General features: G+C 45.7%; 27 protein-coding genes. 13 read left to right on the top strand and 14 right to left on the bottom strand.

Annotated elements, in window-relative coordinates:
- Positions 1 to 63: 63 nt before the first annotated feature.
- Together ACP2WE_RS03895 and ACP2WE_RS03890 are read left to right on the top strand one after the other, a co-directional pair.
- Positions 64 to 432, top strand: coding sequence for a hypothetical protein (locus ACP2WE_RS03895; RefSeq protein WP_425214288.1), 369 nt, complete (start codon positions 64 to 66; stop codon positions 430 to 432).
- Positions 433 to 525: 93 nt separating this feature from the next.
- A complete protein-coding gene (locus ACP2WE_RS03890) occupies positions 526 to 1,029 on the top strand; it encodes a ribonuclease III domain-containing protein (RefSeq protein WP_425214287.1) in 504 nt (167 codons plus the stop codon).
- A 113-nt stretch (positions 1,030 to 1,142) separates the two neighbouring features.
- On the opposite strand, the gene ACP2WE_RS03885 is transcribed toward ACP2WE_RS03890, so the two are convergent.
- Complete coding sequence (locus ACP2WE_RS03885) at positions 1,143 to 1,472, bottom strand: helix-turn-helix domain-containing protein (protein ID WP_425214286.1); 330 nt, start codon at positions 1,470 to 1,472, stop codon at positions 1,143 to 1,145.
- A 1-nt stretch (position 1,473) separates the two neighbouring features.
- Positions 1,474 to 1,935 carry a hypothetical protein gene (locus tag ACP2WE_RS03880; protein WP_425214285.1) on the bottom strand — a complete coding sequence of 154 codons (462 nt, stop codon included), beginning with the start codon at positions 1,933 to 1,935 and terminating at the stop codon, positions 1,474 to 1,476.
- 335 nt (positions 1,936 to 2,270) lie between these two features.
- Here ACP2WE_RS03880 and ACP2WE_RS03875 point away from each other — a divergent pair, with 335 nt between their 5' ends.
- From ACP2WE_RS03875 to ACP2WE_RS03865, 3 genes are all read left to right on the top strand, one after another.
- Positions 2,271 to 3,146, top strand: a complete 876-nt coding sequence (locus ACP2WE_RS03875) for an Npun_R2479 family HD domain-containing metalloprotein (RefSeq protein WP_425214284.1) — start codon at positions 2,271 to 2,273, stop codon at positions 3,144 to 3,146.
- Between the two features lie 76 nt (positions 3,147 to 3,222).
- Complete coding sequence (locus ACP2WE_RS03870; RefSeq protein ID WP_425214283.1) at positions 3,223 to 3,603, top strand: deaminase; 381 nt, start codon at positions 3,223 to 3,225, stop codon at positions 3,601 to 3,603.
- A gap of 7 nt (positions 3,604 to 3,610) precedes the next feature.
- The gene (locus ACP2WE_RS03865; protein WP_425214282.1) at positions 3,611 to 4,024 is read left to right on the top strand and encodes an Imm1 family immunity protein; all 414 of its coding nucleotides are present in this window, start codon (positions 3,611 to 3,613) and stop codon (positions 4,022 to 4,024) included.
- A gap of 32 nt (positions 4,025 to 4,056) precedes the next feature.
- Here ACP2WE_RS03865 and ACP2WE_RS03860 read toward each other — a convergent pair whose 3' ends face one another.
- From ACP2WE_RS03860 to ACP2WE_RS03835, 6 genes are all read right to left on the bottom strand, one after another.
- A complete protein-coding gene (locus ACP2WE_RS03860) occupies positions 4,057 to 4,503 on the bottom strand; it encodes a divergent PAP2 family protein (protein WP_425214465.1) in 447 nt (148 codons plus the stop codon).
- Positions 4,504 to 4,536: 33 nt separating this feature from the next.
- Positions 4,537 to 5,454 carry a geranylgeranyl diphosphate synthase CrtE gene (crtE, locus tag ACP2WE_RS03855; RefSeq protein WP_425214281.1) on the bottom strand — a complete coding sequence of 306 codons (918 nt, stop codon included), beginning with the start codon at positions 5,452 to 5,454 and terminating at the stop codon, positions 4,537 to 4,539.
- Positions 5,435 to 6,310, bottom strand: a complete 876-nt coding sequence (folD, locus tag ACP2WE_RS03850) for a bifunctional methylenetetrahydrofolate dehydrogenase/methenyltetrahydrofolate cyclohydrolase FolD (RefSeq protein WP_425214280.1) — start codon at positions 6,308 to 6,310, stop codon at positions 5,435 to 5,437. The genes crtE and folD overlap by 20 nt, the downstream gene beginning before the upstream one ends.
- Before the next feature lie 90 nt (positions 6,311 to 6,400).
- Positions 6,401 to 7,168, bottom strand: coding sequence for a nickel pincer cofactor biosynthesis protein LarB (gene larB, locus ACP2WE_RS03845; protein WP_425214279.1), 768 nt, complete (start codon positions 7,166 to 7,168; stop codon positions 6,401 to 6,403).
- Between the two features lie 10 nt (positions 7,169 to 7,178).
- On the bottom strand, positions 7,179 to 8,663 hold the full coding sequence (locus ACP2WE_RS03840) for an IctB family putative bicarbonate transporter (RefSeq protein WP_425214278.1): 1,485 nt from the start codon (positions 8,661 to 8,663) through the stop codon (positions 7,179 to 7,181).
- Positions 8,654 to 8,809: a hypothetical protein gene (locus ACP2WE_RS03835; protein ID WP_425214277.1), complete on the bottom strand. Its 156-nt coding sequence runs from the start codon at positions 8,807 to 8,809 to the stop codon at positions 8,654 to 8,656. Before ACP2WE_RS03835 ends, ACP2WE_RS03840 begins: the two co-directional genes overlap by 10 nt.
- Before the next feature lie 150 nt (positions 8,810 to 8,959).
- Here ACP2WE_RS03835 and ACP2WE_RS03830 point away from each other — a divergent pair, with 150 nt between their 5' ends.
- The 3 genes from ACP2WE_RS03830 to ACP2WE_RS03820 all read left to right on the top strand — a co-directional run bounded on the left by ACP2WE_RS03830 (position 8,960) and on the right by ACP2WE_RS03820 (position 11,809).
- Positions 8,960 to 9,619 carry a sigma-70 family RNA polymerase sigma factor gene (locus tag ACP2WE_RS03830; RefSeq protein ID WP_425214276.1) on the top strand — a complete coding sequence of 220 codons (660 nt, stop codon included), beginning with the start codon at positions 8,960 to 8,962 and terminating at the stop codon, positions 9,617 to 9,619.
- Positions 9,620 to 9,653: 34 nt separating this feature from the next.
- A complete protein-coding gene (locus ACP2WE_RS03825) occupies positions 9,654 to 10,139 on the top strand; it encodes an anti-sigma factor family protein (RefSeq protein ID WP_425214275.1) in 486 nt (161 codons plus the stop codon).
- A 431-nt stretch (positions 10,140 to 10,570) separates the two neighbouring features.
- Positions 10,571 to 11,809 (top strand): HhoA/HhoB/HtrA family serine endopeptidase, encoded by a 1,239-nt coding sequence (locus tag ACP2WE_RS03820; protein WP_425214274.1) that lies wholly within the window; start codon positions 10,571 to 10,573, stop codon positions 11,807 to 11,809.
- Between the two features lie 54 nt (positions 11,810 to 11,863).
- Here the strand turns inward: ACP2WE_RS03820 and ACP2WE_RS03815 are convergent, their stop codons facing one another.
- Complete coding sequence (locus ACP2WE_RS03815; protein ID WP_425214273.1) at positions 11,864 to 12,481, bottom strand: TetR/AcrR family transcriptional regulator; 618 nt, start codon at positions 12,479 to 12,481, stop codon at positions 11,864 to 11,866.
- Positions 12,482 to 12,673: 192 nt separating this feature from the next.
- Here ACP2WE_RS03815 and ACP2WE_RS03810 point away from each other — a divergent pair, with 192 nt between their 5' ends.
- From ACP2WE_RS03810 to ACP2WE_RS03790, 5 genes are all read left to right on the top strand, one after another.
- Positions 12,674 to 13,372: a DUF3318 domain-containing protein gene (locus ACP2WE_RS03810; RefSeq protein WP_425214272.1), complete on the top strand. Its 699-nt coding sequence runs from the start codon at positions 12,674 to 12,676 to the stop codon at positions 13,370 to 13,372.
- A 161-nt stretch (positions 13,373 to 13,533) separates the two neighbouring features.
- The gene (locus ACP2WE_RS03805) at positions 13,534 to 14,538 is read left to right on the top strand and encodes a late competence development ComFB family protein (RefSeq protein ID WP_425214271.1); all 1,005 of its coding nucleotides are present in this window, start codon (positions 13,534 to 13,536) and stop codon (positions 14,536 to 14,538) included.
- Positions 14,539 to 14,616: 78 nt separating this feature from the next.
- Positions 14,617 to 14,940: a Grx4 family monothiol glutaredoxin gene (grxD, locus tag ACP2WE_RS03800; protein WP_425214270.1), complete on the top strand. Its 324-nt coding sequence runs from the start codon at positions 14,617 to 14,619 to the stop codon at positions 14,938 to 14,940.
- Positions 14,941 to 15,172: 232 nt separating this feature from the next.
- Positions 15,173 to 17,815 (top strand): alanine--tRNA ligase, encoded by a 2,643-nt coding sequence (alaS, locus tag ACP2WE_RS03795; RefSeq protein ID WP_425214269.1) that lies wholly within the window; start codon positions 15,173 to 15,175, stop codon positions 17,813 to 17,815.
- Positions 17,816 to 18,048: 233 nt separating this feature from the next.
- Positions 18,049 to 19,026, top strand: a complete 978-nt coding sequence (locus ACP2WE_RS03790) for a type III secretion system chaperone family protein (protein WP_425214268.1) — start codon at positions 18,049 to 18,051, stop codon at positions 19,024 to 19,026.
- 95 nt (positions 19,027 to 19,121) lie between these two features.
- On the opposite strand, the gene ACP2WE_RS03785 is transcribed toward ACP2WE_RS03790, so the two are convergent.
- From ACP2WE_RS03785 to hisH, 5 genes are all read right to left on the bottom strand, one after another.
- On the bottom strand, positions 19,122 to 20,183 hold the full coding sequence (locus tag ACP2WE_RS03785; RefSeq protein ID WP_425214267.1) for an agmatine deiminase family protein: 1,062 nt from the start codon (positions 20,181 to 20,183) through the stop codon (positions 19,122 to 19,124).
- 34 nt (positions 20,184 to 20,217) lie between these two features.
- Entirely contained in the window at positions 20,218 to 20,952 is a 735-nt protein-coding gene (locus ACP2WE_RS03780) for a DUF748 domain-containing protein (protein ID WP_425214266.1), read from the bottom strand.
- Positions 20,949 to 21,743 carry a 5'/3'-nucleotidase SurE gene (surE, locus tag ACP2WE_RS03775; protein WP_425214265.1) on the bottom strand — a complete coding sequence of 265 codons (795 nt, stop codon included), beginning with the start codon at positions 21,741 to 21,743 and terminating at the stop codon, positions 20,949 to 20,951. Before surE ends, ACP2WE_RS03780 begins: the two co-directional genes overlap by 4 nt.
- Before the next feature lie 13 nt (positions 21,744 to 21,756).
- Positions 21,757 to 22,293: a DUF2808 domain-containing protein gene (locus ACP2WE_RS03770; protein ID WP_425214264.1), complete on the bottom strand. Its 537-nt coding sequence runs from the start codon at positions 22,291 to 22,293 to the stop codon at positions 21,757 to 21,759.
- Between the two features lie 130 nt (positions 22,294 to 22,423).
- On the bottom strand, positions 22,424 to 23,077 hold the full coding sequence (hisH, locus tag ACP2WE_RS03765; protein ID WP_425214263.1) for an imidazole glycerol phosphate synthase subunit HisH: 654 nt from the start codon (positions 23,075 to 23,077) through the stop codon (positions 22,424 to 22,426).

The raw sequence follows: 23,077 nt of genomic DNA, 5'->3' as shown, positions 1-23,077 counted from the left end.
AATACTTAAAAATTTCGTGAAAATGCCATAATGAACATGGCTGTCCTTAGCGAGTTAAATTAAATGAAAAAGTACGTTGCAATAATAAGCGTCTCATTAACTTTAATTGTTGGTTGCTCCCCTTCGTTGGAATCTCAATGTACCCTGATTGGTGCGATTGTTTTTACTAATCCACCACCTTTTACCAATAAAGAGTCTGCTGTTAATTTTTACAAGGACAAGGCAAATAAATTTCAGCAAGCTAACATAACCGAGCCAAAGCTAAAAGCAATTCAGACAAGATTTATTGATAGCGCAAAGAGTGCTGCTGAAATTGTAGGGAATCCTCCAAATAAGGAGTCAGCCCAAAAATTACAGAAATCATTTACGGATGACCTCTCTCTGACCCAAGAGTTTGTTAAGCTTTGTCCCAACGGGTTCAAGCAAAAGTGATAGGCAATGTCTTTCCAGATATCTGATTCTGCTCTGCAGGGTAAGAGTTATTAAGATTAAAATTCAGACTATGTTGAAATTGTAAATTTAAAAATGAAACCAGAAAATATTGCATTTGTAGAAAAGCAACTTGGTCACACATTTAAGAAAAAAGATCTTTTAGTTCGAGCGATGACTCGTAAGGCTTTTGCATTAGAGCAGAAGCAAAAAGGGCAGAGATGCGAAGATCAAGAAATCTACCGAACTCTTGGTGATGCCATATTAAAATCTATTTTGGTTGAAATGCTGATTGAAAATGGCTATGACAGCTGCAAAGCTATCACTGAAGAAAAAGCAAATTTAGAGAAGTGTGAAAATCTGGCAAACATGATTGAAAATATGGGAATTGCATATGATATGCGTTATACGAAAGGAGAGGAAAAAATTTATATTTATGATCAACCATTGGCATTAGCAGAAACATTTGAAGCTTTAATTGCAGCAGTTTATTATGATAATGGAAATTATGAAGCAACCAAAGAGTTTGTTATCGGTTTATTCAAGCCAGTATTAGAGAAACTCATCACAGATCGCACCAAAAGTCTAGACAAGGCTTAGTATCTGAAGAGAATCTATCCTAATACGATGGAAATAGAGATCTCATACTCAAATTTGTATATCTCTTTTCAACTTTAGATGTGAGGCTATAAGACAGCCACTACAGTCAGAATTTACGTAACAAGTGCGATCGCATCAGCAATATCTTTTGGTGTAGCACCCAAGGCAAGCAGCGATCGGACAAGCAAATCCATCGATACGGATGGATCGCCTGCTTCCATTTTTGCCACTCGCGACTGACTAGAATCAATACGCTTTGCGACTGCCTTTTGGGTTGGATTTTGACTTTCTCGTACTTGTTTTAAGCGATCGCTCAAGAGCAACTTCAACTCAATAAAGATTTCCTCTTCTGACGATAATTCCAGAAAGTCTGCTACTGTGCCAACTTTCCAGCCAACTTTCCAGCCATCTTTGATTAAGCGATCGAGTTTGCCGTCATCCATCCTAAAGAACTTTATGGGTGTGAGAATGTTGTTTGACGTTATCTTCTTCCTTGACTACGCGATCGGAGTTGAGAACGCGCTTTTTCTCTAAAGAGAGATTAAGGTCTGTATGGGTTTGTCCCAAGAGAATATGCTTTTGTGCCTCAGGACGAACTTTGTAAGTTCGGGCAGCCGCGATCGCGCGGTTTAAAAATTCATCACAAATCTGGACATTTCCCACAAACACATCCGAAGGGATCTGAGCATTGCCGTTATCGTCTAGCACCTTACCAAGCTCTGTGGCATAGGCGAGTTCATAAGAGGTCGGAATCTGCTTGAGGATTGCTTCGAGGGCAGCAGAAGGGATTGGCTCTGCAACTTTAACCTGATGAACTTCGCCCTCCTCTTTTACAAAGCAATTGGCTAACCCTAAAACAATATAGTCTGTGGGTTCAAGGTCTGGAGCAGTTGGGTAAGCTGACATATATTAAGTAGAGTTTAGTGTGGGTCTTGATAGTTTTCATGCTGGCGTAAAAATGACCAGCCTTGCTTGTAAATTCCGAATTTCTTAGTAAACCTGAATGGGTTTTGTCGGCATTAGGCTATAGTATTGCAAAATCTACTGCCCAACCATTAGTCTATAAGATACTTAGTTTTTAGCTGCATGTTTTCGACACAAAGTGGGTTTTAGGTTAAGTACTTTTGTGTTACAACTTTGACGCGGCAGGACGTATCCTGAAAGGAGTCGCTAGCCATTATCCAGAGAAAAGTAATTTGTATCGGCGATTGGAACCAGTCGCCAAAGCCAGTTGAGGGTGTATGTTTAACGCTACCGAACTTCTGATCGCGACCTTTGTCGAGCAACTAAAAAAGAGCTATCGCCGCACCTACGGTGGCTATAAGCATGACTACGAAGACATCATTGGCTGGGCAGGCAATATGGCCTTGGAAAACATTGCCAATAGCGATGCTCTTTACCATAATGTCGAGCATACAATTCTCGTCACTTTAGTCGGGCAAGAAATTTTACGCGGCAAGCATATTCGCGAAGGGGGAGTATCGCCTGAAGACTGGTTGCATTACACAATTTCCCTCGTTTGCCACGACATTGGTTATGTTAAAGGCGTTTGTCGCCAAGATACCAATAGTAAGTACGCTACAGGAATTGACGGTCGCCTAGTCGAGCTTCCCCCCGGGGCTTCGGATGCGGGTTTGACACCCTATCATGTCGATCGCGCCAAACTATTTATTAGCGAGCGTTTTGGTGGTCATTCTTTAATTGATGCCGAGAGAATCTGCCGCAATATCGAACTTACGCGTTTTCCTGTACCTAAAACTGGCGATCACCAAGATACAACGGGCTTTCCTGGCATTGTGCGATCGGCTGATTTGATCGGACAGCTTAGCGATCCCCGCTATCTCAAAAAAATTGGGGCGTTATATTACGAATTTGAAGAAACAGGCGTGAATAAGGCACTGGGCTACTCTCACCCTGGCGATCTGCGCCGCAATTATCCCAAGTTTTACTGGACGAGCGTTTATCCCTTCGTTAAAGATGCGCTCTATTATTTGTCTCTTACCCAAGGAGGGCAGGAGATCATTGCTCATCTTTATTCCAACGTGTTTGTGGTCGAGCATGAAAAACCTGAATATTTAGAGCAAATGCCACCGATCCAAGCGATCGCCAAAGGTTAGTTTTGGACGAATAAGAAATCTACTGATGACCTTATAATCTGAATCTTTGGTAGGGGGCTATGGAGAAGATAAAAGGTTGAACGATTTTCAGGAATTAGCAGAGTATAGACAACAACTTGGGCTTCCTCCTGCTGGTAGCGATGGAGATTATGCAACTATTGCTAAACTAGAAATTGACGGCACTGTATTTTTTGGAGTCAATTCCAGTAGTAGTCCTAGCCGTAGACTGATTACACTTACAGTGAATCCAATTAGTCGTACTCACGCCGAGGCAGATGCTTTCCAACAAGCTTTCGACGCAGGGTTTAGGGGAGGTCAAGCGCGTTTAACTGTCGATCGAGACCTTTGTCGAGCTTGCGGACAAAACGGGGGCGTAAAGGGAATGGCTAGACAACTTAAACTAGACACAATAGAGATCGTTAGCCCTAGCGGTCGCCAGATTATTACGCTGAAATGAGGTTGATATGTTTATTTCCAAATTTTCAATTGAAGATTGGCAAAACAATAAAAACTACGGATCGCTAGAAGTGCCAAGTGGCTGGGGCGACATAGAAGCAGCGATCAGAAAACTAGATGGCGATCGCCGAACATTAGTAACCCTAGAAGCTGATGGCGAAACGCATATGGCTATTGGTGGGGGGACGAATAAATATCTTGTGTATCTAACATTTGATAACGAGAATTTTAATTATCTTGTTAATCCATCAAAATCGGATCGTACTGAAACCCTTGTAGTGGGAGGACAGGAAGGTATCTATCCCGCAAAATGGTGTGTTGATTTAACAACTACCCTCAAAGCTGCCAAGGCATTTGCAGAGTTTGGCACAATTGAAAAATCGGTTGTCTGGGAACGGGATGGCGTTCCAGAAATGGCTTAGCGCAGTAACCAAAGAATCAACAAGTTTGGCAATTAAAGCAAACACCACATCAATAGAACCCCTAAAATTGCCCCCATGAGCACTTGCATTGGCGTATGTCCGAGCAATTCTTTCAGGGGGTCAAATTCTGTCGCACGTTCTTCTTCAAATACTTCCACAATAATTTGATTGAGAACTTTGGCTTGTTTGCCTGCTGCCAACCGAATGCCTGCGGCGTCATACATGACAATAAAGGCAAATACCGTGGCGATCGCAAACTGCGGCGTATCCCAACCTTGGGTTCGACCAATTCCAGTAGCTAGGGCAGAGACAAGGGCAGAGTGAGAGCTAGGCATACCACCCGTCTCAAACAGCAAATGCACCCTAAGCTGCTTGGAATGAAACAGATCGATCAGCAGTTTAAGGAGTTGCGCGGAAATGCTGGCACTGAGGGCAATCAGCAGGACATTGTTATCGAGGATCTCGCCAACGGGATGCAGCATAATTCATTAACTAGATAGAGTAACTAGGACTTAGTGATTACGAGCAGTAATATAGTCAGCGATCGCGATCAAAGGTAAAGCCGCTTTGCCATAGCCACTGAGCTGAGACTTAGCTAGATCTACCAATTGTTGCGCTTTGAGTTGAGACGTTGAAATCCCCCACAGACTGGGGTAGGTTACCTTTTGAGCAGCCACATCCTTCCCTACGGTTTTACCGAGCAATTCGGGCGTAGAGGTAATATCTAGGATGTCATCAATGATTTGAAATGCCAAGCCAATATTTTGGGCGTATGTAGACAAATGCGCCAAATCTTGTTCTGATGCCCCCGCCAAAATCGCCCCGCAGGCAACGCAGGATTCTAGTAAAGCGGCGGTTTTGTGCAGGTGAATGTAGGTTAAGGTTGTCTCGGTAACATCGGGTTTGCCTTCGCACTCTAGATCTACAACCTGTCCACCCACCAGACCCGTTGCTGCCACGGCATGACCGAGATGGCTCACTACTTTTAAAACACGGTTAGCAGGTACGTTTGTCGTTTGTTCGGCAATAAACTCAAAGGCGTAAGCTAAGAGGGCATCCCCTGCCAAAATCGCAATATCTTCGCCATAAACCTTGTGATTGGTCAGCTTGCCGCGACGATAATCATCGTTGTCCATGGCAGGTAGATCGTCATGGATCAGAGACATGGTGTGCACCATTTCCATCGCACAGGCTGTAGGCATTGCCGTACTGGGATCGCCACCCAAGAGTTCGCAGGCTGCCAAGCATAAAATTGGACGTAGCCGCTTACCCCCTGCCATCAGGGAATAACGCATTGCCTCATAAATTTTTTCAGGGTATGTCACGGCGATCGAAGCGTCAAGGGCTGCTTCTACTTCGCGTTTGCGATCGCGTAGGTACGTCTCTAAATTAAACGTTTGCGTGTCTAAACTAGCTGTATGTGATGCCATATTTGCGGCAGTAACTCCAGATCGTATTATGCAACAACATGGTCACAGTCATCGGACCGACGCCCCCAGGTACGGGTGTAATTTGCGAGGCGATCGCCTGCACGCCCTCAAAATCTACATCCCCCACAAGGCGAGAATTGCCCTCATAGTCAGTAATGCGGTTGATCCCAACATCAATTACCACTGCGCCAGATTTCACCATATTTGCTGAAATAAATTCGGGTTTGCCTACGGCAGCTACCAAAATATCTGCTTTTTGCGTAATGGCGGCGAGATCGTCCGTGCGAGAATGCGCCATAATCACGGTGGCATTTGCCTGCAACAGCATGATCGCTACGGGTTTGCCTACAAGAATGCTGCGTCCGATCACCACAGCGGTTTTACCCGCGATCGCCACATTTGCAGCTTCTAATAATTTCATTACGCCTGCGGGCGTGCAGCTTTGTAAACCCTCTTCGCCCCGCATTAACCGACCCATATTATAGGGATGCAAACCATCGGCATCTTTGTCGGGGTGAATGCGATTAATTAAGGCGATCGCATCGAGATGCTCGGGCAGAGGCAGTTGTACCAAAATTCCATCAACGCGATCGTCTTGGTTGAGTTCGTCGATCGCACTCTCTAGCTCAGCTTGACTGGCATCGGCAGGAAAATGTTTGCCAAAGGAAGTAATGCCCACTCTTTTACAGGCAGTTTCTTTACCGCGCACATAGGCAGCACTGGCGGGGTTGTCTCCCACCATCAACACGGCTAACCCCGGCGATCGTCCAAATTTAACTTGCAACTCGACAATCTGCTCTGCCATTGCCGCCTGCATTTTTTTGGCAAGTGCCTTACCATCAATAATTTCAGCCATTGCCTTCTTTATAACTTCTTCGCTTCTTTCAAGATTAACATTCAGATTTCGATCGATCTAGGAGATTTTTAACGGGGACTGGAGCAGAGCCTAAGCCAGATTCTTGTCCCCATAGGCAAGGTTGAGGATTTTCCCTGCCAGCATCGCTGCCCCAAAACCATTGTCGATATTCATCACACCGATGCCTATGGCACAGGAATTTAGCATGGTTAAGAGCGGAGCTAACCCATTAAAACTTGCGCCATAGCCAATGCTCGTCGGTACGGCAATTACAGGACAACTGACTAAACCTGCTACTACCGAAGCGATCGCACCTTCCATCCCAGCAACAACGATTAGAACCTCGGCTTGGGTCAGCAGTTCTCGATGACTGAGCAATCGATGAATTCCCGCTACCCCCACATCCCAAAGGCGTTTGACTGTAAATCCGCAAAGCTCCGCAGTAATAGCAGCTTCTTCGGCGATCGGCAAGTCGGCAGTACCTGCGGTGAGGATCGTAATTGTGCCCGATCGCATTGGCATCGAATCGCCCAAACAACAGATTTTTGCCTCTGGGAAATATCGCAACTGCCGCAAAGTTGGTTGCAATTGGGAAAATACCGAAGCTTCGATTTTGGTCGCCATTACGATAGAACCATGCTGGCTCATAACCTGCATGATTTGGAGAATTTGTTCGGGTGTCTTGCCAATGCCAAAAATAACTTCAGGAAAGCCCGTCCGCAGGGTGCGGTGACGATCGATTTTGGCAAAGTCTCCGACGGGTTCAAAGTCTAAATATTTTAAATTTTCTAGGGCTTTTTGTGGTTCCAAATTTCCCTGCGCCACATCCTCTAGAAGCTTAAGCAGCTTATCCTGCATTGTATTTTGGTTATGTTTGCGTTTCTGGTAATTCGGAACTGGATTCTAAATTCACCGAAGCATTAACTTCAGAATTGGAAATGGGATTGAGGCAGAAACTGGCAATCAGTGCGATCTCCAACCACCACAAAATTTGCACTTGAGGGCGATACCAAACCGTATCGACGAGACCATGGACGATCATGCCCGCAATTATGCTCAGTGCCGCGACGATCCAAAGGCCTTCGGAGACTCGCAGCGATCGCACGCGGTTCAGATTTTGCCAACCGACCCGAATTACCATGGCAACAAGCCAAAGATAGCAAGCTGCCCCAACGAAACCAGTTTCTACGGTAATTTCTAAGGGAACGGAGTAGGTACCAAGGGCACTGAAACCAGAACTTTGATAGACAGGATAGACTTGGTTAAAGGCTTTGTTCCCAGGCCCAATGCCGAAAATTGGACGTGCCTTGATCATCTTAAATACGGCTGGCCAAACATTGAGCCGAAAACTGTTACTGCTGTCTCCACCACCAGAGAAGATACTTTCAACCCGCGATCGCAATTTCGGAAATAAAAGTACGCTTAGCACCATGATGCCGATAGTTCCCCCAAAAAAGCTGGGCAACGCCCAAATCGGAAGTCTTCGACCCCACCAATAGACGAGAAGTAGAACGAGCACGAGACTTTCTACTGCAATACCGACCAATGCCCCACGGCTCTGGGTTTGGACGATGCAGAATACGCCAGCGATCGCGACTAATGCCGCAAAAATTTTGGTTGCCCAACTGCGCCAGTGCAATGCTGCCACCACACCCAAGGGTAAGGACGGCATTAGGTAGCCAGCTAGTAAGTTGGGATTGCCGATAAAACTATAAATTCTAGTAGTTCCCGCTAATTCTGACGTGGGGTCAGTCCAAGTGGCTAGTTCCTCTGCACCTAAATACCACTGTTGAATGCCATAGGCGCAGACTACTAAGGTTGTGGCTAAATAGGCTGCAACAAACATCGATCGCCAACCCATCTGATTATTTGTTGTTTTATTTGTCGGTAAAGGGGCTAAATCCTCTCCAGAATTCTCGTTATCGACACTGGTTTCTGAAGTAGGGCTAAGACGCATCAAGCGACTGAACGAAACAAAGATCAAGAAATAGGTAGTGAGCTTGATCAATCCATCCAGGGCAGCAACGCGCACCGGTGAGATCGCCGTCGCGATCGCGGCAATAACCCAATACACAATTAACGGTGAATGAATTGCCGTCCAAGGCGGAACCTGCGGATCTTGACCGTCGTGGCGATCTCCAATCCAGATCGTCAGCCAAAACACACCACACAGGACAGCAATCAGCCCAGTCAGATAATTTTCTAAATAGGGCAGCGTCACCACGAGCAATAGTAAAAGCGCACCGAGGGACTTTATCCCAATCAGTTTGCTGCCCTGCTGCCATTCTTGGGCAAATTGCAGCGATTGCAGAGCCTGCTGCGGAATTGCTTTCGCCTTTGAGATTAAATCCATAGATATTTGCTGATCGCCGACAAATCAACTGGGGCAGGGAGCATTTCGCCCCGCCAGTCTAGTAACTGTACCAAAACAAGGTAACCCACACCCAACCCAACCGCCACGACTCCTGTCAAGATAGCTATCCACTGCGATCGCTGCATAGGTAATAAACAAAATAAGCAACACTAACTGCTATTATCGCTCTTAGTCGGGAACAAGCTCATTCGATGTTGGGTCTAGTAATTTAAACCTAAGCGGAAACCACAAGTTTCCCAGCCGTTTAAATCACATGTCAACTTTGGAGCCAGTCGATGAGCTATAGCCTATCTTGGTCAACTGCAATTGAGGTTCAATCTCCCTCTATCCCTGTGTCAGATGATAAGCTCTCTAACTTAGATTTGGTATGCCTCTGTACGCAAGGTGCGCAGCCAAGTAAATCGGCATTTGCTGAGTTGATGCGACGTCATCAATCTCATGTCGATCAAGTTTTATATAAATTAGCCCCAGACTGGCAAGATCGGGCTGACTTAGCACAAGAGGTTTGGATCAGGGTCTACCGCAATATTAAACGATTGCAAGAGCCCGAAAAGTTTCGAGGTTGGTTGAGCCGCATTACCACAAACCTGTTTTATGACGAACTGCGCAAGCGCAAACGTGGTGGGGGAATGATTTCTCTCGATGCGCCCCGTATGACGGGAGATGGCGGCGAAATGGATTGGGATCTGCCCAGTAATGACCCAGGTCCAGTTGAGAATTTGTCAACCCAAGAGTTTTACGAGCATCTCCGCACCGCAATTAAAGATTTGCCTAGTGGATTTCGAGAAACAATTGTGCTAAGAGAAATTGAAGGACTTTCTTACGAGGAAATCGCAGAAATTACAGGTGTCTCTCTAGGTACAGTAAAGTCGCGAATTGCTAGAGCAAGATCGAGGCTGCAATCACAACTGCAACCCTATCTATCTAGTTTGTAAGGAAGGTGTTTTTGAAATGAGTTCTAATCTAAACATGACAAGTCGAGTACCCACCCCTCAAGAACGGTTTGAGCTTCTAAGCGCCTATCTGGATAACGAAGTTAGCCGAGAAGAAAAGCTTTTGGTCGAAGAGTGGTTAGCGACAGATGCCAATTTCCGTCGCTTGCACCAACAACAACTGCGCCTGCGCCAGATGTTGATCGATTTGCCCCTTCCTACATTCGATCGCAACGTTTCGCCTAGTGCCGCAAAAGCCAATACGGAGCTAACGATCGATCGGGTCATGGCAAAGATCGAACAGCGATCGCAGCGCAGCAAATGGGCTTGGGGCGGTATCGGTCTTGCAGCGGCAGCAGTGATTGGCGTTGTGGGCTCTGTATTTACTCTCAACTCACCGCCGCAGTTTGTTCCTGTGAGCAGCCAAGTTAAACCCTCGCAAGAGGAACCCTTAATCTTAGCAATGGAAAAGCCAATTGTGCCAATTCCCAAGTCCATGATGGACAAGCAGCCTGATAAATAATTTCGGCTCGCAGGGTAATATTTTCACTGCAAAGGCAAAGGTAGATAATGTCAGTTCGGGATAAGAAAACCTGAAACGCTATACATCCCAAGGATCCCCCCCCAGCCCCCCTTGAAAAAGGGGGGAGAATTTACTTGTCCCCTTTTTCAAGGGGGATGCCCGATAGGGTAGGGGATCAAACCTCTTGGTTCCAGCCAGTCGGCTTGCTTTGTTCCGAAATCCTTAACCCGAATAGATGTTATTTCTAGATTTTGATGCCGAATTCAAAGGCATCTGCACGATTTAGAATTTGAGATCCACGCTCCGTGCGGGCTTTCAAAGAACGTTTTTTAACAATGGTATGAATTATGGTTTTCCGTAATTCCTTCTATAGACGTTTCCACCAAATTTTTTCTGTAGAATGAAGATTACTATCGAGATGAGTAATGGCTATGAGAGACTCGAACAAAAAATCGCGCTATAAACAGCCACTTCTTTACCTTGCGCTCCTGGTTATTGGCGCTGTACTAGGTGCATTGGCAGTTGTTGCAAAGACCAACCTACCCAGTGCTAGCGTCTCAACGCTGCCTCAAATCGCATCGATCTCACCTGCAATGGCAACAGATAGCAGTACTACAAAGGTTGTAGCGATTCCCTTGCCAGATGTCAACTACAACTTTATTGCTCAAGCCGTCAATCGTACGGGACCTGCGGTCGTTAGGATCAATGCCTCCCGCACGGTTGCCTCTGAGCCTTTGCCAGATATGCTGAACGATCCGTTTTTTCGTCAGTTCTTTGGCGATGAGATCAGACGCGCCCCTAAAGAACGGATAGAACGCGGCACTGGCTCAGGATTTATTATCAATAAAAATGGCGACATCATTACCAATGCTCACGTTGTGGATGGTGCAGACAAGGTAACCGTAATTCTCAAAGATGGTAGACAGCTAGAAGGCAAAGTTTTAGGTGCCGACCCGCTTACGGATGTAGCTGTCGTTAAGGTAAGTGCCGATAATTTGCCCGTTGTCAGCTTGGGTAGTTCGCAAAACCTTCAGCCCGGTGAATGGGCGATCGCGATCGGCAACCCTCTGGGACTTGATAACACCGTCACCGCTGGCATCATTAGCGCCTTGGGGCGTAGTAGTGGTCAAATTGGCGTTGACAAGCGCGTTAACTTTATTCAAACCGATGCTGCCATTAATCCTGGTAACTCAGGTGGGCCTCTACTCAATCAACAGGGCGAAGTCATCGGTGTAAATACGGCAATCATTCAAGGGGCGCAGGGACTGGGTTTTGCCATCCCGATTGAAACTGCCCAACGTATTTCTAAGCAACTGATTGACAATGGTAAAGTCACGCGCGCTTACCTTGGCATTCAGATGGTGACCCTCGATTCCAGCACTAAAAAACAAATCAATGAAAGCGAGAATACGCCTTTTAAGGTTACGGAAGAAAAGGGCGTATTAATTGCCAAGGTTGTACCTGACTCCCCTGCGGCTAGGGCAGGTTTGAAAACTGGAGATGTGATTACCAAAGTCAACGGCGAAGAAGTACTTTCAGCTGATAAGGTACAGCAGATCGTAGAAGGTAAGGCAGTAGGCGATCGCATTCAAGTTGAGGTCAAACGTACCAACCAGACGATCACCATTGCAGTCGAAGCTGGCGAATTTCCCAAACAGTCTCCGGGCTAGAGGAATTAACCAGATCGTAGGGGCAATTCATGAATTGCCCCTACGATCTGATGATTAGCTTTTATTCACTAACACGCCATTCAGGAAAATATCGGCAACGCCCTCTGCCATTTGCTGTAACTCAAAAGGCGAACCACCTGTTGTCATGGTTTCATTACTAAACCCAGCCACAGCAAACATTCCCACAAATACTCTGGCAATGACCTTCGGATTGAGGCTCGATCGATAAATCCCCTTGCCGATCGCTTCCTCAAAGTACACTTCTGCAATATCCGTCATCTTACCAATTACCTCTGACTGGATCTGATCGCGCAATTCTGGGTGAAACTGCGCTTCCATAAAGCACACTTTCATCATGTCGAGATTTTCTTGCATATTACCCATGCGACGACGCATCATCTGCGCGATCGCCTTATAGCTGCCCATCTCGCTTAACTCGGTGAGTAAATCTGTGAGGATTTGTACCCATCCTTGAGTAGCCACTTCAATCAGGATTGCTTTCTTATTGGCAAAATAGCGGAATAATGTACCTTCAGCGATTCCAGCATCTATGGCTAATTCTTTTGTGGTCGTCCCATCATAACCCTGCCGAGCAAACAGCCTTTGGGCTGACAGTAAAATCTTACTGCGGGTATCTAGTTCAACTTGGGGCTGGGGATTGAAAAATTTCATAGAGTCAAGGTGATGGGAATCATATACAGAATTCTGACTTATTCGATCGTGAATCTTTAAATATTGAATAATTTCTTTAGAAAAAGCAATCTTTAGAGGGGTGATCTTGGATATTTTTGTTATTTTTTGTTAATTCGTCACAATTAGCGATCGGCTTTTCAGAAAATCTCTTATCCTCAAACCTTAAAAATCTTGAAATATACTTCACTCAATCTAAAGTCGGTTATAGAGTCACCCAAGCGATCGGATAATTCAAATATAAAACTAACCGCAAAATTAGAGCCACCGATGAATTCTTCTCAAGAAATCTTGCGATTACAGGACTTACTGCCAGCATCATGGCGCATGAAGACGACGATCAAATCTAAATCCGATCAACAGCCTGTAATGGTTAGCAACCCCATCTTGCCTTGGGCAAGCGTGGTGCAAGTCAGCATTAATTTTCGGCTATGGTCGCAATTAAGTGAAGCAAATCGAGATTTACTATTGCTGCGCGAGGTGGGATGGCGACAAGAGAGTAAATGGCTCAAAACGGGCGTCTATCAATCATTAGCATTATTGTCTGTGGGAGGAGGCGTTGTAGAACTCGTACAAGGAGATGTTACTGGTATCGCGATCGCTTTGTTATTAGGGACTGTGGCAGTCAATCAGGTCTGGCGAAAAAATCAAGGATCGCAAATTCAAATCGATGCTGACCTTGAAGCAATTCGAGCAGCTCAGCGACGAGGCTATACCGAAGAGTTGGCTGCTAGAGCTTTGCTAGAAGCGATCCCTGCTGCTGCTAAGCTAGAAGGCCGTTATATCCCTGAATTTACAGAGTTGCTGCGTTGTCAAAACCTACGTGCGATCGCTGGCTTGTCTAGCGTGACCGTACCGTCAAATTCTGAATAAGTAGCGCTGTATACCGTTACACAGAATTAAGAATTGACTAAGCGATGATTAAGTAGGTTTAGGCGATAATGAAGTCTGGCTTTAATAAATTCAATCTAAAGGTTAATAAATCATAAAAAGAGTCTCCCTGCGTGGAGAGATTATAAAAGTGGAAAATTGAAATGGGAAATTGTAGAAATGCGATCGAAGAGCTAGTCATAGCCGAAGCAGAAACACAAGTACAACGTTTAGGTGCTCAAGCTAGGGAACGAGTTGACCTAAGTGAAGTAATTGCCTATGCACTAAATCGTTTACCCCCCATGTATGCCACAACCCAGAGAGGGTGGACGCAACAACGTCAAAGGGCTAGTAGCGAACTTGCCAATCAAATCAGTGCAGTTGTACGGAACGGTCTGTTGGGGGTGCAGCGAGATACATTACGCCAGCTAGATCCTTTACCCAATCACGAACTTACTAGCCAAACGCGTACCCTTGTACGGTTACAGCAACTGCTCAAAAGAACCGATCTCAAGTGGAAAGACGTACCAGGTGCTGTGAATGAAGCCCTGATGGATGTGCGTTACCAAGGATCGCTTGGGAGTAGCTATCTCAGTCTAGATCGCAGGAATGCTGTAAGTGCTAAGTCATACCTCAAACGTAAGACAACTCGTGAGACCGCCTTTGTTCGGACTCCCATGGCAACCAGTGAAGATCAAGATTTTGAGTCTTATATGAGCGGCACAGCCTATCGTTATAGCAATATTCTTGAAAATTTAGTGACAGCGATCGCCGAACGGCGGATGGAGAGACTTTCCCCTGAGTTGCAGGCTCAAATCAACTTAGATGAGGTACTCGCCTATGCGCTCAATCGACTGCCGCCCATGTATGCCACTAGCAGTCGAGGACTAAAGCAGTTGCGCCAGCAAGTTAAAACTGAAATGACCAACGAAGTGATGAGTATTGTCAAGCAAGCTTTTGTCAAGATAGCACAGGCACCCGCGCGGGTTTTGTCTCCCTTGCCCTTTGAAAAGTTTAATTTAGAGCAGGACGAATCCCTAGAAAAGCTCAAGCTGATCTTAAAACGGGATGATGTGACATGGCGCAATGTTGTAGAACTGATCGAAGAGGCTATTCTTCAAAAGGCAACTACACCTACCAATATATGGACAGGTGACCACATCCCCTAAAGAAATACAAAATCGTGAAGCAAAAAGTTAAGTAAGATAGCTATTAGTAACAATTTGTAAGCGATCGCACTTTAAACTATGAATCCAATCATTCAAACCAAAATTGAAGGTCAGATTAACAATAACAAAATCATGATCTACATGAAGGGTACGCCCTCCATGCCTCAATGTGGATTTTCGGCAGCTACGATCCAGGTTTTTTCGGCGCTGGGCTATCCGTTTGAGACCTATGACATTTTGCAAGATCCTGAAATTCGTCAAGGCATCAAAGAGTTTTCTAATTGGCCAACGATTCCTCAGGTATATGTCAATGGTGAATTTGTTGGGGGCTGCGACATTGTGATGGAAATGCACAAGCAGGGTGAATTGGAGCCATTGCTTAGAGAAGCCATGGCGAGCTAGTAAACCTCCTGTCAGGGCGCGAAGCATTCGCAAAGAAATGTTTTGCTGTGCTGGCAAGTCTTTGATGTAAATGCTTCGCCCCTATCCCTGACGATAATGGTGTTTTTGTCTGCGTGAGCTGCTCTAAAGCTGACGCTAAGTATTTTTTGTCAATAGTTTTGTAAACAGTTGCATAATTAAGAAATTTGTAACTTTTACAACCGTAACCCCACGTTGCTTTCTAAATTTAATCATGTCTAGCTTTCCTGCTCTTACTGGTGCTGAAATCCGATCGCGTTTCTTGAAGTTTTTTGAGGAGCGATCGCATAAAGTTTTGCCTAGCGCCTCGTTAGTACCTGAAGATCCCACCGTACTGCTAACGATCGCGGGAATGCTGCCGTTTAAACCAATCTTCCTCGGTCAGCAAGAGCCAGAAGTGCTAAGAGCGACAACTTCGCAGAAATGTATTCGCACCAATGACATTGAGAATGTCGGGCGTACGGCGAGACATCACACTTTCTTTGAGATGCTCGGTAATTTTAGCTTTGGTGATTATTTTAAAAAAGAAGCGATCGCTTGGGGTTGGGAACTCGTTACTAAAGAATTTAAGTTGCCGCCAGAGCGATTGGTGGTCAGCGTTTATCACAGCGACGAAGATGCCTTTGCGATCTGGCGAGATCGGATTGGCATTCCCGCCCATCGCATACAACGCATGGGGGATGACAACTTTTGGGCATCTGGCGCAACGGGACCCTGTGGACCTTGCTCGGAAATCTACTATGATTTCCATCCCGAACGAGGTGACGAAAAAATCGATCTGGAGGATGATTCGCGCTTCCTAGAGATTTACAATCTCGTGTTCATGGAATTGAATCGCGATGCTAATGGAGATCTCACACCACTTAAGAAGCAAAACATCGATACGGGTCTGGGATTGGAACGCATGGCGCAGGTATTGCAGGGCGTTCCCAATAACTACGAGACCGATTTAATCTTTCCGATCGTCAAAAAAGCCGCAGATCTGGCTGGGATTGACTATCATCAAAGCGATGAGAAAACCAAAACTTCGCTCAAGGTGATTGGCGATCACGTTCGCTCTGTGGTGCATATGATTGCCGATGGCATTAATGCTTCCAATGTAGGTCGCGGCTATATCTTGCGTCGCCTGTTACGCCGAGTCGTGCGTCACGGTCGCTTGATTGGTATTGTGGGGGAATTTACCTCTGATGTTGCTGAAACCGCGATCGCACTGTCAGAAATTGCTTATCCTAATGTGAGAGAGCGAGAGAAAATCATTAAAGCAGAACTTCAGAAAGAAGAAAATCGCTTCTTACAAACCTTGGAAAGGGGCGAGCGTTTGCTCGATGAAATCCTAGCGAACCCTGAAAATCAGGCGAGTAAGCGCATCAAAGGCAGCGACGCTTTCACGCTCTATGACACCTATGGGTTTCCTTTGGAACTCACCCAAGAAATTGCCGAAGAGCAAGGCTTGACCGTTGATGTCGATGGCTTTAATGCTGCCATGCTGGAACAACAAGAACGTTCTAAAGAAGCTCACGAAGAGATCGATCTATTGACAAAAGTCAACTGGTCAGAACTGGCAACGGAAGTTGGCAAGACGGAGTTTCTCGGTTATACACAGCTTGAGAGTAAAGCTACCGTCAAGGCGATCTTGGTGAATGGGGTCAGCGTAAAATCTGCCAAAACGGGCGACAAGGTACAAATCCTACTCGATCGCACGCCATTTTATGCCGAGTCTGGCGGACAAGTGGGCGATAGTGGGTTCCTGACCAGTATTGAATCGATTGTGAGAATTGACGATGCTCAAAAGGAATCGAATCTATTCATTCACATAGGTAAGATTGAAGTAGGCGAAGTTAATGTAGGGGATGAGGTGAAAGCCCAAGTCACTGTTTCCGAACGCCGTCGCATTCAAGCTCACCATACGGCTACACACCTCTTACAGTCAGCGTTGAAACAGATCGTCGATCCGAATGTTTCCCAAGCAGGTTCGCTGGTTGCTGCAGATCGCTTGCGGTTTGACTTCAATCTCTCCCGTTCCGTTACCTCAGAAGAACTCGCCCAAGTCGAGGCTCAGATTAACCGGTGGATTGCCGAAGCCCATGATTCGGTTACGGAAGTGTTACCGATCGCTGAGGCGAAAGCTAAAGGCGCGATCGCCATGTTTGGCGAAAAGTACGGCGCGGAAGTACGAGTACTTGACATTCCCAATGTGTCGATGGAATTATGCGGTGGTACCCATGTGAAGAACACCAGCGAAATTGGTCTGTTCAAAATCATGTCCGAGTCTGGTGTCGCTTCTGGAATTCGTCGGATTGAGGCGGTGGCAGGTCAAGCTGTGGGTGACTACCTCGCCGTGCGAGATGCTGTGACGAAGGATTTAAGCGATCGCTTTAAAATTAAGCCTGAAGAGATTCCCGATCGGATTACTAGTTTGCAAAATGAGCTAAAAACCGCCCAAAAGCAAATAGAAGCCTTGCAACAGCAACTCGCGCTCACCAAAGCTGAGAGTTTATTGGCTGAAGCGGAATCCATTGGCGAATTTAAACTAATTGTGGCGCAACTAGATGGTGTGGATGGCGAGTCGCTCAAAACCGCTGCCGATCGCTTGCTATCCAAGCTAGGCAATGGGGCAGTCGTGCTTGGCTCGGTTCCAGAGGCAGGTAAAGTCAGTCTGGTGGCAGCTTTTAGTAAAGCCGTGAATGCTAAAGGATTGCAGGCAGGGAAATTTATCGGCGCGATCGCACAAATCTGCGGTGGTGGTGGAGGTGGTCGTCCCAACCTCGCCCAAGCGGGTGGCAAAGATCCAGATAAACTACCTCAGGCTCTCAATGAGGCGAAAAATCAATTAAAGGCTGGACTTACGCCTAGTTAGGTAATCAATCCATGTTTTGAGATACTTTGTGGCGATGGAATCGATGTGTTCTAGGATGCCGCCATCACGGACTATTCTTGTTAGTATTCAATGACTAGCCATATAGTGAGTGGTGAAAGCATCCACTGAGCTTCAATCTGCATGGATTAGCAGCCCATCATTGGAAGCAAACCTCTAGAATTATTCTCTTCTCATTAATGTAAATTCATTAAGTTGTCAATTCATCGATAAACATGAAAACTAATCATTCTGCAATCTCCCAGCCTTTTTTGTTGCGCGATCGCGATGGAAATTCTTTGGAACTGCACAACGTCGATTTGTCTTGGGACGAAGAAGATGGAGATGTGATGAGTTGTCAAATGACTTTTGAGGTAGACTTTGAAACCTATCAACAGGGAAGTCTAAGTGAAATGTTTAACCATGAGTCTGAGCTAAGAGCGGCTGATTTTGGTGAAGAATTTCATCGCGATCGCTCAGTAGAATTAGAGGTCATCTTGGATGATGAATGTCTCGATGAATTGTTGGCGCATGCAAATACAGTTGAAGAGGCTGCAAAATATTTACTAGAACTAGATGTATCTGCATCTCCATTATTAGAAACAGAAAATTGGTATTTGCTTTATGCCAAGCAATCTGTTCCACTTCCATCTGAGCTTGAAGAAGAGGACTCAAACTTTGAAATTGTCTATCGCACTCATTGGGCATCCGAGCAGGATGAGTCCGAAGATATTGAACTTGAGACCAACGAACTTTTTACTCAACTCATAGATTTTTTTGAGTCGGAAGATTGGGATTATGGATTGCTAGAAGAATATGGGATTATCAAGCTTTCGTACAAGGGCTTAAGCGGTGAGTGGGACTGCTTTGCCCTAGGCAACGACCTTGAAACTGAAATTGGCTTTTATTCAATTTATCAAGAAAATATCCCTGAAGGGGCTCGATTGCCAGTATCAGAATTCTTGACCAGAGCGAACTATGGAATGCCTGTAGGTAACTTTGAAATGGACTTAGATTCGGGTGAGGTTCGATTTAAGATCAGTGTCGAATTAGGCAACACGGTAATTCCAGAAGAACTGCTCGGCTGCAATGTCGAGCGCAATCTGGCAATTGCAGATCGTTTTTTCCCAATTATCAAGTTGGTAGCAAGTGGCGAGGTTTCAGTAATGCAGGCGATCGCACTGGCTCAAAATTTAAATTTTGAAACCAATTAGAATATTCCTGAATATTCCTAATTCGGAAAATAATACTAGTCATTCTTTAAAAAGACCTTGCCGAAGCAAGGTCTTTTTGGGAATGCCTGAATGGACTATGCGGGTTGATGGCAGGTAATGCAGTGAAAAGCACCACCGCCTAAGAGAATGGTTTTAGCACTCAGCCCTACAGTAGTTCGATTGGGAAAGTGAGCCGCGATCGCTTCGATAGCTTGGCGATCGGTGGGTGAATCATAGGTTGGTACGATGACTCCCCCATTGGCAATGTAGAAATTTAAATAGCTGGCAGGCATAATCGCACCCTCTGGATCGAGCACCAAGCCGGGAGAAGGAATGCGGACTACGGTTAACGGGCGATCGCGAGCGTCGGTAAAACTAGATAGTTGTTCGGCAATATCCTCTAGTACTTGATAATTGGGATCTTCTGTGGATGCTGCCTGCATACACATGACCACACTGGGAGCAATGAACCGCGCGATCGTGTCGATATGTCCGTCCGTGTGATCGTTCAGCAAACCAGATTCTATCCACAGAATTTTACTGACACCGAGGGCTTGTTTTAGCCCTGACTCAATCTCAGCTTGGCTCATTTCAGGGTTGCGATTAGGGTTGAGCAGACATTGCTTGGTGGTCAGACAGGTTCCTTGTCCGTCTACTTCTACCGCGCCGCCTTCGAGCACCCAAGGGAATTTGAAGGTTGGAATTTGCAAAGACTTAGCAATGCGCTCTGCTACTAGATCGTCCCCTTCCAACATATACTTATGTCCCCAACCATTCCACTGAAAGGTGAGTGCGGCAGTGATATTCTCTTGGCGATCTTCTTGGTGCTTGGTTGTAAAGATAGGAGAGATGTCGCGCATCCAAATATCGCCAAAGGGAATGAGATGAAATTGCACGGGGATATCTTTCAGCGCGGCTTTGGCGATCGTTTCAATTTCCAAGTTAGGAACGAGAACCTCTATCGGCTCTGATTGGGCGATCGCACGGGCAAGGGCAATAAACTCGGTTTGGGCTGCCTCTAGATCTTCTAGCCACAGGGCGCGATCGCTAGGAAATGCCAACCAACAGGCGGCATGAAGTTCCCACTCGGCGGGTTGACAAAAGCCTAGGGCCTGTGGTGCGGAGCGATCGCTATCTGTGTTTAGATCTTCTGACATTTCCATCTATCCAATCGAATGAGTAAAAATTATCCTATATTTGGGGAGCTATTATGGGAGCAAAGTGAGGGGTAGGAGAGAGGGTTGTTGAACCCATCTTTTTGCTTTTAAACATTTGCAAGATGCTATCAGGAATATTTTGCTTGTTTTGGATCGAAACTTCCTTGACAATTGCTGATACCAATTGCCTTGTAAGTTCGCTCAACAGAACTCCTTGGACATCATCCGTACCAATATTTTTTAATTCTATATTCGGCACGCTTAGATTTAACGTGCTGAGGACTACACCAAATTGAGAGAGGGTTAATTTCAAAGCGATATTATCCACGGAAGCTAGTTTTAATCTCAGCTTTTTCTGGTTTTTGTCTTCCTTCCCTTTCTGCTTTTCGATATGGTCTAAAACTTCAAGAATGTTATTTTTATTGACTTGCTGCTCAATATTGACATTGACTTCCTTAAGTTTAAATGTCTCGACCTCAACGGTTTCATTTAGGATGGTATTTGGCTTGACTTGAAATTCAAATTGACCGATCTTGAAAAAATGTGGGGTTGAAAAACCCAAGGGATTGGAAACATCTAAACCCTTGATATCAACATGACCGCTGAATAACTGCAGGTTTAAATTCTCAATATGGGCGCTAACTCCTAGCGCTTGACTCACGTTTTGCTCGAGATTGTTTTTTACGATCGCACTGAGGTTAAAGAACACAATTGCGATCGCGACAACAAAAACAATGAAAATCGAAACAACGATCTTCCGTACTTTCACGACAGGTTACCCAAAGCATTTTTTACCCAGCCATCGAGCAGTTCTAAACTGCTATAACCTGTCAGATCGTATTGGAGTGGTGTAATCGTGATGTAGTTGTTGCGAATGGCTTGAATATCGCTATTGGGTGCGGCTTCTTCTTCGATCGCTTCTCCGGATAACCAGTAGTAGATCTTGCCCCTAGGGTCGATACGTTTTTCAAAGATATCGCGATAGCGCCGAATTCCAAGTTTCGTCACCACGACACCGCAAATATCTCCCGCAGGAATTGATGGAATATTCACATTTAATAAAATCGGATCTTTAATGGGGTGAGCTGCGATCGCTGCCACCATTTGTTTGGCAAAATTGGCAGCGGCACTAAAGTCAGTGGAAGCAAAGCTGGCAAGGCTAAAAGCGATACTTGGTATCCCCTCCAATACCCCCTCCATCGCTGCTGAGACTGTACCTGAATAGAGCACATCCGTCCCTAAATTGGAACCGCGATTGATCCCAGAAAGCACTAAATCAGGGGGGGAGGGTAAGATGGCATCGAGTGCTAACTTTACGGAGTCAGAGGGCGTGCCAGAGCAAGCCCATGCCGTTACGGATGGATGATAAACATTGGAGATCGCATCGACTCTAAGCGGTTCTTGCAAGGTGAGCGCGTGACCTGTTGCAGAGCGTTCCCGATCTGGACAGACCACGGTAACTGTATGCTCTCCCCCATTGACTCCTTCACTGAGCGCATCAGCGAGTGCCCTGACGCCTGGTGAATAAATGCCATCGTCATTACTGATTAGGATATTCATGGATGCCTTTAAATTAATCGATCCCGATAATCCAAGAACCGACATAAACGGGAACGGGGACATCTGCTCTCATGACCCGCGCATCTAATTGAAACATACCGCCAAAATAGGGATTTCGTACGTTTGACAGTACAAGCCGCATGGGTGTGTTAGCAGGAACTGCTTCTTTGGGAACCACAACAATTCGGCGGTTTTCTTTATCCCATGTTGCCGACTCTAACGGAATACTCTTACCACTGCGGCAATCACTAGATAGGCGAAGTTCAATGCCAGATTGGTCAAATACACCTGTGTAATGTTCTGGATAGGTAAGGATTACTTCAGATACCTTAAACTTTTGTGACTTTACTTCTAGGTAATAGCGATCGTAGCGATCGGCACTACCTTGATCGAGGCAATAGTCGAGCGCATTATCTTTGGTATTACCCCATAGAATAAAGCCTGCGTTGGTTTGAGCAAAGCTGGTCTGGGGTAGTACCGATCCGACCAAGCTGATGCTAGCCACTAGACAACTAGAAGCAGCTAATTTGTGCAGTACTTTTATGAACATTTGATTGATCCTACTATCTAGAAACGTTATGACTATCTAACAAGCACTACTATAGCAATCTAAAATCAACCGTTGGCAATTAGCTGTTTGAAACAACCGATCGCCGATCGCTACATTTACATTATGACTTTTAGGCGGTGACCTTAGATCGGGTTGCAGTGTTAGACATCACCAAGGTGACGAAATTTTTTAAAATTTTGATCCCATCCGTAGAAGATTTTTCGGGGTGAAATTGGACTGCCATTAGATTTTTTTGCGCGATCGCTGCCGTAGCTACTTGGTGTCCGTGTGTTGTTGTCGCCGCGATCGCGGCTGCATCGGTTGGTACAGCATAGTAAGAGTGTACAAAATACATCCAAGGGTTTGCACTCAAGTCTTGCCAAAGCGGGCAAACGGGCTGCGTTAGCTCTAGCTGATTCCAGCCCATGTGCGGAATTGTGATATTTGGCTCTGGACTAAACCGCTTCACCATCCCCGCTAGAATTCCCAGACCTGATTCTTTGCCTTCCTCGCTACCATCAAATAGGATTTGCATCCCCAGACAAATGCCTAAAAAAGGCTTGCCCGATGCGATCGCGGCTTTAATCGGGGCTTCTAGATTGTGATGCCTTATTTTGACCATCGCAGGGTCGAAAGCCCCTACCCCTGGCAAAACAATGCCATCAGCGATCGCCAGTTTTTCTGGATCGTTGGTAATTATTGGCGTGGCTCCTGCCAGCTCTAAGCCTTTGCAAGCAGAGTGCAGGTTGCCCATATCGTAATCAATTACAGCGATATTTGTCAT

This window comes from Tumidithrix helvetica PCC 7403 (assembly GCF_965232925.1).
Classification (GTDB): domain Bacteria; phylum Cyanobacteriota; class Cyanobacteriia; order Pseudanabaenales; family Pseudanabaenaceae; genus Tumidithrix; species Tumidithrix helvetica.
This window is presented reverse-complemented; position numbering and strand designations above follow the sequence as displayed.

Coding starts and splice junctions, on each gene's coding strand:
- ACP2WE_RS03790 (WP_425214268.1), top strand. CDS start 18,049: ATGAAAACTAATCATTCTGCAATCTCCCAGCCTTTTTTGTTGCGCGAT.
- larB (WP_425214279.1), bottom strand. CDS start 7,168: ATGCAGGATAAGCTGCTTAAGCTTCTAGAGGATGTGGCGCAGGGAAAT.
- surE (WP_425214265.1), bottom strand. CDS start 21,743: ATGAATATCCTAATCAGTAATGACGATGGCATTTATTCACCAGGCGTC.
- ACP2WE_RS03895 (WP_425214288.1), top strand. CDS start 64: ATGAAAAAGTACGTTGCAATAATAAGCGTCTCATTAACTTTAATTGTT.
- ACP2WE_RS03885 (WP_425214286.1), bottom strand. CDS start 1,472: ATGGATGACGGCAAACTCGATCGCTTAATCAAAGATGGCTGGAAAGTT.
- ACP2WE_RS03865 (WP_425214282.1), top strand. CDS start 3,611: ATGTTTATTTCCAAATTTTCAATTGAAGATTGGCAAAACAATAAAAAC.
- ACP2WE_RS03835 (WP_425214277.1), bottom strand. CDS start 8,809: ATGCAGCGATCGCAGTGGATAGCTATCTTGACAGGAGTCGTGGCGGTT.
- ACP2WE_RS03840 (WP_425214278.1), bottom strand. CDS start 8,663: ATGGATTTAATCTCAAAGGCGAAAGCAATTCCGCAGCAGGCTCTGCAA.
- ACP2WE_RS03875 (WP_425214284.1), top strand. CDS start 2,271: ATGTTTAACGCTACCGAACTTCTGATCGCGACCTTTGTCGAGCAACTA.
- grxD (WP_425214270.1), top strand. CDS start 14,617: ATGAATCCAATCATTCAAACCAAAATTGAAGGTCAGATTAACAATAAC.
- ACP2WE_RS03830 (WP_425214276.1), top strand. CDS start 8,960: ATGAGCTATAGCCTATCTTGGTCAACTGCAATTGAGGTTCAATCTCCC.
- crtE (WP_425214281.1), bottom strand. CDS start 5,454: ATGGCATCACATACAGCTAGTTTAGACACGCAAACGTTTAATTTAGAG.
- hisH (WP_425214263.1), bottom strand. CDS start 23,077: ATGACAAATATCGCTGTAATTGATTACGATATGGGCAACCTGCACTCT.
- ACP2WE_RS03890 (WP_425214287.1), top strand. CDS start 526: ATGAAACCAGAAAATATTGCATTTGTAGAAAAGCAACTTGGTCACACA.
- ACP2WE_RS03820 (WP_425214274.1), top strand. CDS start 10,571: ATGAGAGACTCGAACAAAAAATCGCGCTATAAACAGCCACTTCTTTAC.
- alaS (WP_425214269.1), top strand. CDS start 15,173: ATGTCTAGCTTTCCTGCTCTTACTGGTGCTGAAATCCGATCGCGTTTC.
- ACP2WE_RS03815 (WP_425214273.1), bottom strand. CDS start 12,481: ATGAAATTTTTCAATCCCCAGCCCCAAGTTGAACTAGATACCCGCAGT.
- ACP2WE_RS03770 (WP_425214264.1), bottom strand. CDS start 22,293: ATGTTCATAAAAGTACTGCACAAATTAGCTGCTTCTAGTTGTCTAGTG.
- ACP2WE_RS03805 (WP_425214271.1), top strand. CDS start 13,534: ATGGGAAATTGTAGAAATGCGATCGAAGAGCTAGTCATAGCCGAAGCA.
- ACP2WE_RS03880 (WP_425214285.1), bottom strand. CDS start 1,935: ATGTCAGCTTACCCAACTGCTCCAGACCTTGAACCCACAGACTATATT.
- ACP2WE_RS03785 (WP_425214267.1), bottom strand. CDS start 20,183: ATGTCAGAAGATCTAAACACAGATAGCGATCGCTCCGCACCACAGGCC.
- folD (WP_425214280.1), bottom strand. CDS start 6,310: ATGGCTGAAATTATTGATGGTAAGGCACTTGCCAAAAAAATGCAGGCG.
- ACP2WE_RS03825 (WP_425214275.1), top strand. CDS start 9,654: ATGACAAGTCGAGTACCCACCCCTCAAGAACGGTTTGAGCTTCTAAGC.